Genomic DNA, 14,882 nt, shown 5'->3' on the forward strand with positions numbered 1-14,882 from the left:
GGGGACACGGCCTCAGCCTCCTCCGTGGAAAACCGCCACTCCAGAGTCTTTAGACACGTGCTGATCCCCCAGGAGTCTTCGGATTCTCCTTCCGCTCATTTTCATTTAAAACAAACGACGAACGTTCCTATTTTCAGGAATGTTCGTCATTTTGGTCTGTCTTTCTACTTTTGTCCCAGCCTCTTCTTTCTTATACAAAACCGTGGCTGTCTCGCTTTTGATCCCTTTTCATACGCCTTCAACTTACTAAACACTTAAAGCTTTTTCAACCTTTGAACCTCCATTGACAACCTTTCAAACTCCTGTAACATAGAAAGCAATACAATTCAGGTGGAGGAACAGCTCATGGTAAGTATTCGAGACATTGCTAAAAAGGCGGGCGTCTCTATGACTTCCGTCTCTTATGCGTTAAACAACAACCCGAAAATTTCTAAAAAGACAACGGAGCATATTAAACAGGTGGCAGCAGAGCTAAATTACCGCCCAAACGCTGCAGCCCGAACCCTTAAAGCGAGAAAAACGAAAAAAGTAGGCGTGTTCATAAAAGAAAACAAAGGGATTTTCTTTGGGGATATTCTTGCTGGCATTATTGAAACAAGCGCCGAAGCTGGATTTGATACCGTTGTTTGTACAGGTGAAAACGCCACAGATTCTTTAGCTGATGGGTCGGTTGATGGCGGCATTATTATGGATGATTTAATTACCTATGATGAAATGATGCAACTAGCCGATGCAGGCAAAAAGATGGTCGTATTGGATCGTTTGTTTTACCACAAAAATGTACGCCAAGTACTGCTTGATAATCAAAGAGGTGCGACACAAATGATTGAGCATTTGCTCACCTTCCCTTCGGCAAAAACGTATATTGTTACCGGAAATCAAGACAACTTCGACAGTCAGGAACGGCTGAAAGCCATTCAAAAAGTGATTCAGCATTCACCACCTCCTCACTCTGTTCAGATCCTCACAGGAGAATTTGAGCTAGATGGTGGACTAGAAGCAGCGGAACTGATTATGAAAGAATGGACAGGAGAACCTGTTAACGTATTTGCCCTTTCAGACAGTACTGCAGTAGGTATGCAGCGGTTGTTCCAGGAACATGGCTTTGTGATAGGAGATCAAATTAGGCTAGCAGGATTTGACAATAATTTATTAAGTCAATATGTTACACCACCTCTAACAACAGTTGATTATTCCACTAGATCATGGGGCAACGAAGCCGCAACCGTCTTAATGGCTTTAATGACCCAAAAGGAAGCACACCATTCTCTCATTCCAACAACATTAATGAAAAGAGCCTCTACAAACAATGATTAGAGGCTCTAAAAATTTTCTCTTGCATTCTATTTTACTTAAGTCGTATACTAATGTCATTCACAGTTAGTGAAACGTTACAATTTTCACATACACACTAATTTTATATTTTTTTGCCATTAGGTGAAACGTTTCACTTTATTACTCGCTTATGAGGTGTACAGATGACAGAAGAACAATTACAAGCGCTATTACAAGAGATGACAACAGCTGAAAAAGTTGGACAGCTTACTCAATTTGCTGGGGCATTTTACTCTGAGCAAGAGGACAGTACCCCAGTAACAGGTCGAATTGAATTTCCTGTTGATGAGGAGATGATTAAACAAAGCGGATCTGTGCTTGGTGTAGCTGGAGCAACAAAGTTAGCGGCCATTCAACGTGAACATTTAAAGAAAAGCCGTTTAGGAATTCCATTATTGTTTATGGCAGATGTGATTAACGGGTACGAAACCATCTTCCCTATTCCTCTTGGACTTGGCGCAACGTGGGAGCCGGACTTAATCGAAAAATTGCAAACGATTTCAGCTAAAGAAGCAGCCAGTGCTGGCCTCCACATTAGCTTTGCTCCTATGGCTGATTTAGTACGTGATCCACGATGGGGTCGAGTTATGGAATCAACCGGTGAAGATCCATTTTTAAACAGTTTATTCGCAGCTGCCACTGTTCGCGGTCTTCAAGGCGAGGGCTCTCTCATCGCTAAAGATCGTGTAGGTGCTTGCGTGAAACATTTTGCTGCTTATGGCTTAGCTGAAGGTGGACGTGATTATAATACCGTTGACTTATCGGAAAGAGAGCTTCGAGACAAACATCTTCCAGCTTATGAAGCTGCCTTAGAAGCTGGCGTCAAGTTAGTGATGACGGCATTTAATACTGTCCATTCAATTCCAGCTACTGCTAACTCAGCATTACTCCGGGATTTATTAAGAGAAGAGTTACAGTTTGACGGTGTGATCATCTCAGACTTTGGCGCCGTTCAAGAACTGATCCCACATGGCGTTGCAGAAAACGAAGCCGAAGCGGCTAAAAAAGCGCTAGAAGCTGGTGTGGATATTGACATGATGAGTTTGTCTTATGCCCATTCGTTAGCAGCATTACTAGATAAACATGCCATAGATTCAACTTTAATCGATGAAGCGGTTTTACGAGTCTTACAATTGAAGAATGAGCTAGGCTTATTTGAAGATCCCTATCGTGGCGTGAGTCTTCAGAAGGAACAAACGATTGTTGGACACCCTTCACATCATGCCTTTGCACAAACAGTCGCTGAAAAAAGCATGGTCTTACTAAAGAACAATAACGTCCTTCCTTTAACTAAGCAGGCGACCGTCGCATTAATTGGTCCTTATGCAGATAATCAAGACCTACTTGGAGAATGGTCAATTTTCGGTAAAACAGACCAGACGGCTACACTGAAACAAGCTGTTGAGAGATACTATACACATGCAATTTACGCAAAAGGCTCTCACCTTTATGAACGAAATGATGCACTTTTAACAGAAGCGATTGCAGCCATGGAGCAATCAGACTATTTACTTCTTGCTTTAGGTGAAGGCAAAGACCGTAGTGGAGAAGGAAGAAGCCGATCCTCTATCACCCTAGCACCATGTCAAATCGAGTTAGCGCGGTTAGCAAAAGACACAGGAAAACCTGTCATCGTCGCATTATTTAATGCTCGTCCACTGGATTTAACTGAATTAGAACCATTCGCTGACGCCATATTAGAATGCTGGCACCCTGGTTCAGAAGGTGCGGAAGCTGCTGTGGCGCTTCTATCTGGACAGGTGAACCCTAGCGGAAAACTAACCATGTCATTTCCAAGAGCAACTGGTCAAATTCCTGTTTATTACAACGCTTATCAAACTGGACGGCCGTTACCTCATGGAAGCAATGAGCGTTTCTTTTCACGTTACATCGATATTCCAAATGAACCTCTGTATCCATTTGGTTATGGCTTAAGTTATACAACATTCCGTTATAGCAACCGATCGCTATCAGCAGTAGAATGGGATGGTTCAGTCAGTTTAACCGTCTCTGTAGATGTGACTAACACTGGTAAAATCGATGGGGTTGAAACAGTCCAGCTCTATATTCAGGATCTGGTTGGAGAAGTAGTTAGACCGGTTAAAGAACTAAAAAGATTTCAAAAAATTACACTTTCTCCAGGGGAAACAAGAACTATCACATTCGAAATTACTCATGATATGTTGAAGTACTACCATAGCGATTTAACGTATGCGAGTGATTCTGGTCAATTTCGTGTTTATGTAAATGGGAGCAGTGTTTGTGAGCAGGAAAATACGTTAACCTTCTCACTTGTTAAGTCTTAAAAAAGGAGAATCACATATGCGGAAAGGTTTAGGTGCACTACCGTTGCTTCTTTCTATGGGACTAGTAGGATGTTCAGATGGTGAAGAAGACGGCGTTACATTAGATGTTTGGGCAATCGGTTGGGAAGCCGAGCAACTTGTTAATGAAGGGTATATTCAGCAGTTTGAACAGCAACACCCAGGCGTAAAAGTCAATCTTCAAGCCATTCCGTGGGGAAATATTTACGATAACCTACTCACTGCCGTTGCCTCCGGTAGCGGTCCTGACGTGGTTCAAATGGGTACATCCTATATGGCTGACTTTGCAAGTACTGGTTCGTTTTTACCTTTAGATGAGTACGTTGAGGACTATCCAAATTTAGATTCTGATCATTTTTTTGAAGGTGCCGTTGATTCTACTATCTACAACGGTGAATTAGTTGCCGTTCCTTGGTATGTAGAAACACGCGTCCTCTTTTATCGGACAGACTTGTTAGCTGATGTCGGCTTTCCAGAAGGTCCAGACACATGGGAGGAATTGTATGAAGCTTCAAAAGCGTTATATGATCGAGGAGACGGCTTATATGCTATGACATTACCTGAAAACGACGACACTCTTCCGTACATCTTTGCCTGGCAGAACGGCGTCGAGTTTGAAACGGCGGATAAAGGCGTTGATTTCTCTGATCCTGCTTTTGTTGAAGCAGTTACTTATTACACACGTTTCTTTAAAGAGGATCTTGCTCCTCTTGGACTAGGATTAGATCCGATGCAGTCGTTTGTTGACGGGATTCAGCCAATGTTTTTTGAGCCTCCATTCCGATATCAACAATTGATTGATAATTATCCAGAATTTGAAGAGTGGGATACAAAATTAATGCCGAGTAAAGAAAACAATACGTCCGTCATTGGTGGTTCAAACATGGCGATCTTCGAATGGACAGAACATCCAGATGAAGCAGTGGCGTTTCTTTCCTACCTCTCAGATCGTCAAACACAAATCGATTACTTCAAGGACGTCCGAGTGTTACCACCTCGAGTTGATGCTTGGGAAGACCCTGCCCTACAAGAGGATGAACGCCTCTATACCTATTATGAGCAACTGCAACATTCACGTGCTCAACCGCAAGTCTTAAATTGGAATCGAATCAATGATGAATGGAAACGATCTGAACAACGGATTACACGAGCTAACTATACGATTGAAGAAGAAATAAAGGACTTTCGATCGCGGATAGAACCAATGATTGTGACTGATGAGGAAGAGGAGGAAAACTAAATGGAGTTGGTACGAAAAAAACCATCTAGAGAAGGAAAGCGCCAAAGTGCCCCTTACGTCTTTATTGCTCCGGCCGTTCTGTTGCTCCTATTGTTCGCCGTACTACCGATCATTATTGCTCTTACCATTAGTTTCACAGATATGGATTTACGTGGCATTTCGAATTGGTCGAATATTTCCTTCGTGGGCATTGAGAACTACCGTGTGCTTTTGTCTGACCCTATTTTCTGGACATCCATGTACAACACCTTTTTCTATGTTGTTATTGGTGTTCCTCTTGTCATTATCAGTTCATTAGGGGCAGCTTTACTGTTAAATTATAGTTCAAACAAGTTATTCCGTTTCTTTCGAGTTATTTACTACATGCCTGCGATTACGAATATTGTTGCCATTGCTGTTATATGGGGATTTCTATATAACGTCTCCTATGGACTTTTCAATCAAGTGTTGCTTTTCTTTAATACAGGACCCGTACCGTGGTTAGAAGATCCAACAATGGCTAAATTGTCCTTGATCCTCTTAGCTGTATGGAAAGGCATAGGCATAAACATGCTTATTTACTTAGCTGCATTACAGTCGATTCCGAAAGATTACTATGAGGCAGCCACCATTGATGGCGCGAGCCGAACCCAGCAGTTTTTTAAGATCACCTTTCCTTTATTAGGGTTTGCGACGTTTTTCATTACAGTGACAACGCTTATTGGCTGGTTACAATTCTTTGAAGAGCCATTCGTAATGACTGAAGGCGGTCCACTCGACGGAACGATTTCAATTGCTCTATTTATTTATCAAGCTGGGTTTAGTTATAGTAATTTTGGCTATGCAGCTGCAGCATCATTTGTGCTCTTTGTCATTATCATTATCGCTACGTTAATTCAGTTTACACTACGTCGAAAACAAGGCGACATGTAGGAGGCTTATATGGCTGAAAAACAACAACGCTCGAAGATCGAGATTGGATTTGTATCCATTCTTCTCATTGTAATTGGGTTTATTCTTTCAATCCCTTTTTTGTGGATGCTTTTATCGGCATTTAAGCCTAATCCAGAGCTTATTCAAATACCTGTTCGAATTTTTCCAGAAACGTGGACAGTCGAAAACTTCACTCGTCTGTTTACCGAAATGAACTTCGGAACGTATCTACGAAATACATTAATTTTAGTTGGGTGCGCTCTGATTGGATTAATTTTCAATGCAATGGCAGGCTACAGCTTTGCAAAATTTAATTTTAAAGGGAATCGTCTCCTGTTCTTTCTCGTACTTGCCACAATGATGATCCCTGGGCAAGTGACGATGATTCCGGTTTATCTCATTCTTAACGAAATGGGTTTAACCAATACGATGCCGGGTATTGTCTTGCCAGGACTCGTCGCCGCATTTAGCATATTCTTGTTCAAGCAATTTATGACGACTATCCCAGATGCCCTATTAGAAGCAGCTCGATTAGACGGAGCAGGAGAATTTTATATCTTTTTTAAACTTGTTCTGCCAATGGCTAAATCGATTCTAGCTGTGCAAGGGATTCTTGCTTTCATCGGCGCTTGGAATAGCTTCTTATGGCCATTAATCGTTGCAAATTCTCAAGACCTTTATACCTTATCCGTTGGACTCGCCCTCCTTCAAGGACAAGCGGGTGAAAACTACGCATTGCAAATGGCTGGATCAGCTGTAATGGTTGTTCCGATTCTCATTATCTTTGCGATCTTCCAGAAATATATTGTTGATGGATTCACCATGTCAGGCATTAAATAAAAAAAAACGAGGCTGGGACATAACGAAAAGTAGTATTTGAAAAGACGAATAGTCTAAAATATGCTGAGTAGCACCGCTACAGGAGAATCCTTCGCTTTCCGGGGACACGGCCTCAGCCTCCTCCGTGGAAAACCGCCACTCCGAGTCTTCAGACACGTGCTGATCCCCCAGGAGTCTTCGGATTCTCCTTCCGCTAATGTTCATATAAAACAAACGACGAACGTTCCTATTTTCAGGAATGTTCGTCATTTTGGTCTGTCTATCTACTTTTATCCCAGCCTCTTTTTTGCTGATATTCGATAATAAGAACACATCCCGCACAATGGTTACGAATCTTTCTTCTCTTGTAATGCAGATAGTGAGTTTAACAATTCGTTCGGAAGCTGAAGACGTTCTTGGTCAAAACGCAAACTGCCAAACAACTGACTTTCATCTGCTTCGGTTATATATTTTAACGACTCATTATGAAGGGCTTCCATTTGCTGATCAAGCTCAGCAGCCGTGTCAGCAACCTTCTTAAGTTCTGTTGTCATTTCAGACGGGACTTCTTTTTCAAACTTATAAAAGATTTTATGCTCTAAACTGGCCCAAAAGTCCATCGCAACTGTTCGAATTTGAATCTCCACTGGAATACACTCGCGGCAGTTTGATAAATAGACCGGAACCTCTACAATGATGTGCATACTCCGATAGCCATTCGGTTTTGGTTTTGTAATGTAATCCTTCACTTCTATAACTTTTAGATCGTCTTGAGATTCAATCATTTCCTTCAGAAGAAAAATGTCCTTTTGAAACGAGCAGTTAATCCGCACACCAGCAATATCCATAATATGTTTCTTAATTTCATTTATGTTAATAGGCAGCTGCTTCCGCTGTACTTTCAACAATAAGCTTTCAGGTGTTTTTAAACGGGATGAAATGTTTTCAATCGGATTGTATTCATGAATGTACCTAAATTCTTCTTCTAGTATCTCGATCTTAGTTGTCATTTCGTCTAAGGCAAACTTATACTTCATCATAAAACGGGTTAGTTCTTTCTTTGCCTCTTTTAGTTGATTCATCGTAACGGCTTTACCTTGTTTGCTCATAGATGTGGAATCCTTTCTTTGTGTAAATAAGTATACGTCTATCATTGCACCTATGTACTTAGTATGTCAAAAGGAGAACCAGTGTAAACTTATGAGTAACCGTGTAACACTTACCGCTTTCAGCGAATTTCCACAAACTTATCCAAAACTATTAAACAGAATATTCAGATTACAGAACGCGCGAATGTGGGTATAGAAATACAAAGGAGGTTTGTAGCCATGAAAGCGATTTTGAAAATAGTGATCTTTGGGTTCAGCTTTTGTTTTCTTTTTTGGATTCTTATGCCACTTATCGACTTTATCTTTGCCAAGTTTAACCGCGGCGTTACCTATTCCATTCATCTACTCCTTTTTCCTTTATTAGTCGTTTTTTCATTCTTACTTACACATTGGATATACGAAAAAGCAGAGGACGCTTTTCGTTCTTAATTTTGACTAAACCACAATTGAATAATCAATCAATAAAATGTATAATAATACAAAACAAATGAAAGGAATAGGTTCATGAACATTATTGAAGCCACCGAACAAGATGCTGCTGCCATCCACCTTGTTATGATAGCAGCTTTCCGTGAGTATGAAAAAGCGCTTCCTCCTTCAAGTGCGTTAGATGAAACAGTTCTTTCTATTCACAATCAACTATTGAATGGGGAACAAGCTTTACTTTTACTTGAGAATTCACAACCGATTGGTGTTGTACGTTATACTTTACAATCAAACGTACTATCCTTTTTTCGTCTCTCCGTTCTTCCTGAAAAAAGAGGACAAGGTATTGCAACCTTGCTTTTAAACGAGCTAGAAACCATTGCAATAAAAGCCGCGGTTCCCTTTCTCCAATGCAAAGTAAGAGTAAGCGTCCCAAAAAATATTGCCCTCTACCAATCTCTCGGTTACAGCATCAAAGAAGAACAAATGTCACGCGGCATCCCCATTGTTTTAATGGAAAAACCTTTATTTCCCAATATTACTTAACTTCATTGATGTCTGTTAACGAACTGGTCTCGGTTCATAGAGACCGTTCATTTGAACACCTTCAATCGTTAAAAGGTGCTTTTTCATATCGATGCCCCCAGCATACCCTGTTAAACTACCGTTAGAACCCACTACACGGTGACAAGGAATGAGAATAGAAATGGGATTATGCCCCACCGCTCCTCCCACCGCTTGTGCAGACATCGCTCTTCCATGGCTTCGTTCCATTTTTTTCGCAATGTTGCCATACGTCTCCACTTCTCCATATGGAATGGCGAGCAAATGCTTCCATACTTCTTGTCTAAAAGTACTTCCTTCAGGCTTTAATAAGAAGTCTATGGAAGGTGCTTCACCTTGCGCGTAACGCTCTAGCCACTCCTCTACTTTTAAAAAGAGAGGCAAATCATTGTCTTCAACTGCTGTAGGATGGATGGTTTGCTTTTCATATTTCTGCCCTCTAAGCCACAATCCTGTTAACTGTTCACCATCACTTGCCAATGTAAATGCCCCTAAAGACGTTTCTAAAACCTTCCTATACATTCGATTCACTTATCCTCTCTCCTATAGCTATCTTTATCATAGCTAAATCATTTACTCTTCGCTAGTGCTGATCATAAGCAGGTAGACTAGCCATATTATCCTTTTCGATGTTGGGAAAATTTATTTTTTGTACAATTAATTGAAATTTCTGCTACAATGACGAATAAGCATATACTCTAACAAGTAGGTGAAAAGCGTGCAACACACATTAACACCTGAAGAAGTAGGTGCCAAGATCGTTGAATGGTACAGCTGCATCATTTCAGCTTCTTATGAGCAAGCCATTCTGTTAAAAGAAGAAGCGCGACATGCCGTTATCCACATGCAAACAAATGACAAGATCTTAGCCTATTATTCACTCGTCGAGTTTAGACACAATATTTTTATTGATGAATTTAATAAGAAGCATGAATTAGGTGACACATTTGAATTTGTTGAAACGGAGGTGGATCGTTATTTAAAGTACCTTTACTATTTCATTAGTGGTCAATACGAATACACACAAGAGCGTTACCGTTCAGCGATTAAGATGTTCCGTAAAGCCGAACGCCTTCTGGAACACGTAAATGATGATGCAGAGGAATCGGAATTTTATTTGTATATTGGATTAGTGTACTATCGGTTAAATCAGTATTTATTAGCCAGCTCTTATTTGGAGCAAGCCGAAACGATTTTCAACCGTTTGAGCTATTACGAAAGAGCACTTAACTGTAAGCAAGTGCTTGGAGCCATACGCTCTGAATTACACGAATTCGAAACAGGCGATGCCATCCTTAAAGAGGCTTTTCGCGAATCAACATTTCCCCGCACATCAGCGCTTATCTTGCGCACACTTGGCTTGAGCAAATTACGTCAAAAAGAGTATGAAGCTGCGAAAACCTATTTTTATCAAGCGTTGGACTATGAAGAACACCGAAGCCATCAGATCGGTATGAAAACACGTTATGATCTTTCGAACACTCTTTTTAAGCTTGACCAAGGCAACGAAGCATTAGAACTGTTTCAACAAGCGAAATCAGAAGCTGATCACTACAACAATAAAGAATACAAGGCACGCTGCCTTTATTTAGACGGTCTTTATATTGCTAAAGATCACGCGTTAGTCGATCAAGCGATAAAGGATTTATACGAATCAAGCTTGCTGTACGAAGTGTGTGAATTAGCAGAAGAGATGGTAGAACTTGCTGATCAACGTAACGACGATTCTACGTCCTTAAAGTATTATCGAATTGCTTATAAAGCAAAAATCAATCAAAACAAATTAGGAGCTGATCAAGTATGAAAAAATTATTCGCAGCGTTTATTATTGTATTAGCCGTATCGTCTACTAGCTTTTTTACTCAAGCCGATAGCGAACCCGATTTCCATACTCTCGGCAAAACAGAAATCGTAGGTTAAAGAGTACCCCCTTGTCAGTGCAAGGGGGTACCTTTTTTCTTTGCTACCAGTAACGTCCAACGATCCTTTTCCTCTATTGCGCCTTCTGTTGTAATGTTCCTCTGCATATGTGTCATTAGCTTCTGTATTTGGCTATCTGACAGTTCATGCAAAATACTTCTGCCCTTCCGTAACCGAATGTCATTAAGTAATACTTCCTTAGATGAATGACGTGCTCTTGTTTCCCAAAACGTCCAATTTTTTTCGAGCATCCATCCAGATTCATTTAATGCTGTGCAGATTTCCTCTACTGAATGCCTTCTTTTCTTCTCAACTCCCATTAAAGCAGGAAAACAATCAAAGAAGTGGCCTCGAACATGATTGTCTGTACCTTTCAAAAAGCAATCATCCGTTGTTCTCGTTTGGATAAGAAATAAACCATCTTGGTCAAGGATGCGCTCAACTTCCTGAAAAACAGGTTTAAGGGTATCTATATGATGAAGCAGTGCTCTCGCCAGCACCATATTTGCACTTTGATCTTTTAAACCCGTGCTGGTTGCTGTACCGAGTTGATAACCAACCGTCGGATAAGAATCACTATGTCGCGTCGCTGCTTCAAGCATGACGTTGGAGAAGTCAACCCCTGTCACTTTTGGAACACCCATTGCCGCTAGCGCTCGTGTATATATCCCACCACCACAGCCCAAATCGACAACATGGTTTGGTTGATGTGCTGAAAGAAGAGGAAGTAGCTCCTGCTTCCACGTACTATGGGCCCCTCTGTTGACATAGCTTGATTTATTCTTTTCACTATGAAAATTAATCGACATTGTTATTCCTCCTTTTTTCTCTCTTTTAGTATAAAGAGGTCCCACTCTTCTTGATAATAGGAAGACTGAATCAAGGATGATCCAATTTTCAAATCAAAAAAAGACTTCTCTCTTAGAAGTCTTAAAGCAAGAATTTAAGTGCCCGTTCAATAGAGGAATACACATTAACTCCTTTAAAGTCCACACCTATGTGAATAGAAGTTCGTGCCATTTCTGGCCTTAACCCAGACAGCGACGCTTTAATCCCAATCAATTTCAAGCCGCTTATTAATAAAAAGAGCTGATCGGCAACATGTCTATCTACATCTGAGACACCCGATAAATCGATTAGTAATAATATTCATAGTCGAACACGTTTCCAACGTTTGCGTGAAAATGATCTGTGCCCGATCCATTTCCAATTCCCCTACTAAAGGTAAGAGAGCAATACCTTTACTTAACTTAATAATAGGTGCACTTAATTGGGCAATCATCTCTCGCCGACTTCGTAATTGTTCAGCTGTATGAGCCAAATTATTAGCAGTGAATTTCACCATAATAACCTTTAATGCACTTGCTAATCGCTTGTTGTAGCAGCTAGAGATAAATGAAGCAAAACCATCTTTAGACGATCTAAAGATGGCCAATATCTTACTGCCCTCGTTTTCGTCGATCAGAGATTTGTTCAGCGCCTAGTCCATAGTTATCCATATCAATCTCATCAATCACGACTACAGTTGATGCCGGGTTTTTATGTAGCGTTTCTTCCAATAAGTCTGTTACGCCCTTAATTAATTTGTGTTTCTCTTCCTTTGTTAGACCTCCATTTTCTTTTGTTACTTTTATATTGACGTACGGCATGTATCTTTCCTCCTTTAAAATAGTTTCTATTACATATAACGAACGCCATTACGTATCCTTTACCTTCACGACTCCAAAGGTATATGCCAGCGCTACTAAAAGTGCCACCAAAAAGAGGTGCGTCAACCACTCCATAAGGACGGTTGCGTCAACTAATAGTTGCCCTAGAACATTTGCAATAAAAGCTGTGTGAAAAACCTTCATAAAATACTGAAATAGACGATCTCTCGCTACTTCAATCATACAATTCCCCCTACACAAATACCGTATCATGATCCAATGAACGTTTAAAGAAAATAATTAGTATACCCCTTTATAAAACAGAACAATCAGACTATAATAAAGAAAAATGTATCAGTGAAATGAGGCGTATCCCTTGTTACGAGAAGATGTCCACGTGGCTGTACCAACCGCTTTTTATGAAGATGAAACCCTTTATATTGAGGCAACAATGACTCATATAAATCACTTAGCTAAAAACGATATTCAATCCGTCCTACTATGTGGTTCAACCGGCGAACAACACAGCTTAACCCTTCATGAGAAACAACTCTTGCTGAATGCTATTCAACAAGAAAGCCACTTAATCGACCATATGGAAATCTTATTTGGCCTCTCATCGATACGGCAAACCGAAGCGGTACAACTTGCCAAGTCCCTTGAACAGTCATCAATAGCTGGTATTTTGCTTGGCTACCCACCTTATATTCGCCCTACACAAAGAGAAGCCATTGCTTACACAGAAGCGATACTTTCTGCTACAAGCAAACCGGTTATCCTTTACAACAATCCTGCACGTACAGGGTTTGACCTCTCAGTAGAAACGATTCTTTCATTAAGCGAACATGAACAGATTATTGGAATTAAAGAAGCAGGGAACCCAGAAAAAATTCCTGAGCTGATGCAACAGCTAACAAAGCCTTTCTTTTTTTACGCTGGTGGAGAACAAAACTTATATTCTAAAATAGAGCTAGGGTTTAATCGTCTTTCTTCTATATCGGCAAATGTGTACCCAAAAGAAATAAAAGCTCTCTTTTTACAGCTCACTACACTTAAACCCACCCCTAGTGCTGACTTTGAGAAACTAACGAACATCGTCGATGAACTGTATGCTGAATCGCTCTTAGTACAGATCAAAAAACGGCTATCAATGGGCCCTTGCCGAGCTCCAATCGGCCAATAAAGTCATAAAAAAGGAAGGTCGCTTTTTAAACAACCATCCTTTCCTTCCATCTATGCTTTTTCTATCACATTCACACCAAATGTTGCAAGAAGATCAAAGAACGATGGACACGTTTTTGAAACACATCCTGGATCGACAAGCTCCACTCCAGACACTTGCGTACCGATAAGCGCCAATGACATGGCAACACGATGATCATCATACGTATCGAGGGTTGTTCCTTGCGGAGTACCTGGGTATACTTTCAAACCATCTTGATATTCTTCTACTTTAATGCCAAGGGCTTTCAACGAATCCGCCATGACTTTGATTCGATTTGATTCATGATACCGAATATGTTCAACTTCCGTAATGGTGATGGGGCCGTCTGCAAATGGTGCCATCGCTGCCAGGGTTAACGTCTGATCGGACATTTCTCGCATTGATATACGAAAGCCGCCTTTAAGTTTAGCAGGCCCTTGTACTTCTACATACGTTTTACCCTTTGTTACTGTACAGCCCATCTTTTCTAGAATCGTAAGAAATTCGATATCAGGTTGTTTTGTCTCAACAGTTACATTCGTCACACGCACTCGCCCATTGTTTAGCGCCGCTAGCGCAAAGAAGTAACATGCCGTTGACGCATCTGCCTCAAGAGTCACATCCTGTGGTGTATAAACCGAAGGCGATACAGTCATTTCAGTTAATTCTTCATTGTACGATACAGTAGCACCAAACGCTTCCATTAAATCCAATGTTAAACGCACGTAAGCATGCTGTACAATGTGATCCGTTATACTCACTTTTAAAGGGCTCTTAAAATAAGGACCAGCAATTAACAAGCCACTAATGTATTGACTCGAAATTTTTCCAGATAACGTTACTTCCCCACCATCTAATGGTTTTCCTTTTATTAAAAGGGGATAGAAACCCTCTTTCTTCTCATAAGTAATGTGACCACCTAAAGAACGTAGCGCTTCAATCAAGGGTGCCACTGGTCGCTTTGTCATACTTTCGCTCGCTTCGATCTTCCATTCACCATCATTAGCCGTTACTAAGCTACCAGGCAAAAATCGGGCTACCGTTCCTGCCGCTCCAATGTATAAATCGTCACTTGACCATTTTTGGCCTGTTCCGGTAACCTTTGCTACATCTCCATCCACATCGATAGACACACCTAATTTCTTTAGCGCATCAATGCACCAATACGCATCATCACTACGTAAAAATCCCTTTAAGGTTGAGGTGCCTTTTGCAAGTGCACTCATAATGAATGCCCGATTGGTTAAACTTTTACTTCCAGGTATCGTTACTTCTCCATCGATTTTCTTTGAGCTTGGAGCTATCGCTACTTGTTGTACACCCTTTAAAGGTGTCCATGGACTTCTTGCTCGCTCATCCACATTGCCATCCTTCATTTTC

General features: G+C 40.8%; 17 protein-coding genes. 9 read left to right on the forward strand and 8 right to left on the reverse strand.

What is annotated here, in order from left to right:
- Nucleotides 1–345: 345 nt before the first annotated feature.
- The 5 genes from E2L03_RS16910 (at nt 346) to E2L03_RS16930 (ending at nt 6,651) form a co-directional block, all read left to right on the forward strand.
- Entirely contained in the window at nt 346–1,317 is a 972-nt protein-coding gene (locus E2L03_RS16910; RefSeq protein ID WP_134259756.1) for a LacI family DNA-binding transcriptional regulator, read from the forward strand.
- A 161-nt stretch (nt 1,318–1,478) separates the two neighbouring features.
- Nucleotides 1,479–3,641, forward strand: coding sequence for a beta-glucosidase BglX (bglX, locus tag E2L03_RS16915; protein WP_134259758.1), 2,163 nt, complete (start codon nt 1,479–1,481; stop codon nt 3,639–3,641).
- 16 nt (nt 3,642–3,657) lie between these two features.
- Nucleotides 3,658–4,899 carry an extracellular solute-binding protein gene (locus E2L03_RS16920; protein WP_134259760.1) on the forward strand — a complete coding sequence of 414 codons (1,242 nt, stop codon included), beginning with the start codon at nt 3,658–3,660 and terminating at the stop codon, nt 4,897–4,899.
- Entirely contained in the window at nt 4,900–5,811 is a 912-nt protein-coding gene (locus tag E2L03_RS16925) for a carbohydrate ABC transporter permease (RefSeq protein ID WP_134259762.1), read from the forward strand. It abuts the gene before it with no gap.
- Between the two features lie 9 nt (nt 5,812–5,820).
- On the forward strand, nt 5,821–6,651 hold the full coding sequence (locus tag E2L03_RS16930) for a carbohydrate ABC transporter permease (protein ID WP_055736736.1): 831 nt from the start codon (nt 5,821–5,823) through the stop codon (nt 6,649–6,651).
- A 326-nt stretch (nt 6,652–6,977) separates the two neighbouring features.
- Here the strand turns inward: E2L03_RS16930 and E2L03_RS16935 are convergent, their stop codons facing one another.
- Nucleotides 6,978–7,739 (reverse strand): GTP pyrophosphokinase, encoded by a 762-nt coding sequence (locus E2L03_RS16935; RefSeq protein WP_134259764.1) that lies wholly within the window; start codon nt 7,737–7,739, stop codon nt 6,978–6,980.
- A 219-nt stretch (nt 7,740–7,958) separates the two neighbouring features.
- Here E2L03_RS16935 and E2L03_RS16940 point away from each other — a divergent pair, with 219 nt between their 5' ends.
- Together E2L03_RS16940 and E2L03_RS16945 are read left to right on the forward strand one after the other, a co-directional pair.
- Nucleotides 7,959–8,168 carry a hypothetical protein gene (locus E2L03_RS16940; protein WP_134259766.1) on the forward strand — a complete coding sequence of 70 codons (210 nt, stop codon included), beginning with the start codon at nt 7,959–7,961 and terminating at the stop codon, nt 8,166–8,168.
- 75 nt (nt 8,169–8,243) lie between these two features.
- Entirely contained in the window at nt 8,244–8,711 is a 468-nt protein-coding gene (locus E2L03_RS16945) for a GNAT family N-acetyltransferase (protein WP_134259768.1), read from the forward strand.
- Nucleotides 8,712–8,726: 15 nt separating this feature from the next.
- Here the strand turns inward: E2L03_RS16945 and E2L03_RS16950 are convergent, their stop codons facing one another.
- Complete coding sequence (locus tag E2L03_RS16950; protein WP_038486195.1) at nt 8,727–9,251, reverse strand: methylated-DNA--[protein]-cysteine S-methyltransferase; 525 nt, start codon at nt 9,249–9,251, stop codon at nt 8,727–8,729.
- Nucleotides 9,252–9,447: 196 nt separating this feature from the next.
- Between E2L03_RS16950 and E2L03_RS16955 the strand changes: the two genes are divergently transcribed.
- Entirely contained in the window at nt 9,448–10,533 is a 1,086-nt protein-coding gene (locus E2L03_RS16955) for a Rap family tetratricopeptide repeat protein (RefSeq protein ID WP_055737215.1), read from the forward strand.
- 130 nt (nt 10,534–10,663) lie between these two features.
- Here the strand turns inward: E2L03_RS16955 and E2L03_RS16960 are convergent, their stop codons facing one another.
- The 5 genes from E2L03_RS16960 to E2L03_RS16975 all read right to left on the reverse strand — a co-directional run bounded on the left by E2L03_RS16960 (nt 10,664) and on the right by E2L03_RS16975 (nt 12,541).
- A complete protein-coding gene (locus tag E2L03_RS16960; protein WP_134259770.1) occupies nt 10,664–11,458 on the reverse strand; it encodes a class I SAM-dependent methyltransferase in 795 nt (264 codons plus the stop codon).
- Nucleotides 11,459–11,579: 121 nt separating this feature from the next.
- Nucleotides 11,580–11,798: an STAS domain-containing protein gene (locus tag E2L03_RS20925; RefSeq protein WP_367613696.1), complete on the reverse strand. Its 219-nt coding sequence runs from the start codon at nt 11,796–11,798 to the stop codon at nt 11,580–11,582.
- The gene (locus E2L03_RS16965) at nt 11,755–12,084 is read right to left on the reverse strand and encodes an STAS domain-containing protein (RefSeq protein WP_134259772.1); all 330 of its coding nucleotides are present in this window, start codon (nt 12,082–12,084) and stop codon (nt 11,755–11,757) included. Before E2L03_RS16965 ends, E2L03_RS20925 begins: the two co-directional genes overlap by 44 nt.
- Before the next feature lie 4 nt (nt 12,085–12,088).
- Nucleotides 12,089–12,298, reverse strand: coding sequence for a tautomerase family protein (locus E2L03_RS16970; RefSeq protein ID WP_038483604.1), 210 nt, complete (start codon nt 12,296–12,298; stop codon nt 12,089–12,091).
- 48 nt (nt 12,299–12,346) lie between these two features.
- Nucleotides 12,347–12,541, reverse strand: a complete 195-nt coding sequence (locus E2L03_RS16975; protein WP_134259774.1) for a hypothetical protein — start codon at nt 12,539–12,541, stop codon at nt 12,347–12,349.
- Nucleotides 12,542–12,674: 133 nt separating this feature from the next.
- On the opposite strand from E2L03_RS16975, the gene E2L03_RS16980 reads away from it, so the two are divergent.
- Nucleotides 12,675–13,481 (forward strand): dihydrodipicolinate synthase family protein, encoded by an 807-nt coding sequence (locus E2L03_RS16980; protein ID WP_055737212.1) that lies wholly within the window; start codon nt 12,675–12,677, stop codon nt 13,479–13,481.
- A 50-nt stretch (nt 13,482–13,531) separates the two neighbouring features.
- Here the strand turns inward: E2L03_RS16980 and aroA are convergent, their stop codons facing one another.
- Nucleotides 13,532–14,878: a 3-phosphoshikimate 1-carboxyvinyltransferase gene (gene aroA / locus E2L03_RS16985; RefSeq protein ID WP_134259776.1), complete on the reverse strand. Its 1,347-nt coding sequence runs from the start codon at nt 14,876–14,878 to the stop codon at nt 13,532–13,534.
- Nucleotides 14,879–14,882 lie beyond the last annotated feature (4 nt).

Origin of the sequence: Shouchella oshimensis (genome assembly GCF_004375095.1) — a bacterium.
Classification (GTDB): Bacteria; Bacillota; Bacilli; order Bacillales; family Bacillaceae_D; genus Shouchella; species Shouchella oshimensis.

Coding starts and splice junctions, on each gene's coding strand:
- E2L03_RS16925 (WP_134259762.1), top strand. CDS start 4,900: ATGGAGTTGGTACGAAAAAAACCATCTAGAGAAGGAAAGCGCCAAAGT.
- E2L03_RS16930 (WP_055736736.1), top strand. CDS start 5,821: ATGGCTGAAAAACAACAACGCTCGAAGATCGAGATTGGATTTGTATCC.
- E2L03_RS16975 (WP_134259774.1), bottom strand. CDS start 12,541: ATGATTGAAGTAGCGAGAGATCGTCTATTTCAGTATTTTATGAAGGTT.
- E2L03_RS16920 (WP_134259760.1), top strand. CDS start 3,658: ATGCGGAAAGGTTTAGGTGCACTACCGTTGCTTCTTTCTATGGGACTA.
- aroA (WP_134259776.1), bottom strand. CDS start 14,878: ATGAAGGATGGCAATGTGGATGAGCGAGCAAGAAGTCCATGGACACCT.
- E2L03_RS16910 (WP_134259756.1), top strand. CDS start 346: ATGGTAAGTATTCGAGACATTGCTAAAAAGGCGGGCGTCTCTATGACT.
- E2L03_RS16960 (WP_134259770.1), bottom strand. CDS start 11,458: ATGTCGATTAATTTTCATAGTGAAAAGAATAAATCAAGCTATGTCAAC.
- E2L03_RS16950 (WP_038486195.1), bottom strand. CDS start 9,251: ATGTATAGGAAGGTTTTAGAAACGTCTTTAGGGGCATTTACATTGGCA.
- E2L03_RS16935 (WP_134259764.1), bottom strand. CDS start 7,739: ATGAGCAAACAAGGTAAAGCCGTTACGATGAATCAACTAAAAGAGGCA.
- E2L03_RS16940 (WP_134259766.1), top strand. CDS start 7,959: ATGAAAGCGATTTTGAAAATAGTGATCTTTGGGTTCAGCTTTTGTTTT.
- bglX (WP_134259758.1), top strand. CDS start 1,479: ATGACAGAAGAACAATTACAAGCGCTATTACAAGAGATGACAACAGCT.
- E2L03_RS16970 (WP_038483604.1), bottom strand. CDS start 12,298: ATGCCGTACGTCAATATAAAAGTAACAAAAGAAAATGGAGGTCTAACA.
- E2L03_RS16945 (WP_134259768.1), top strand. CDS start 8,244: ATGAACATTATTGAAGCCACCGAACAAGATGCTGCTGCCATCCACCTT.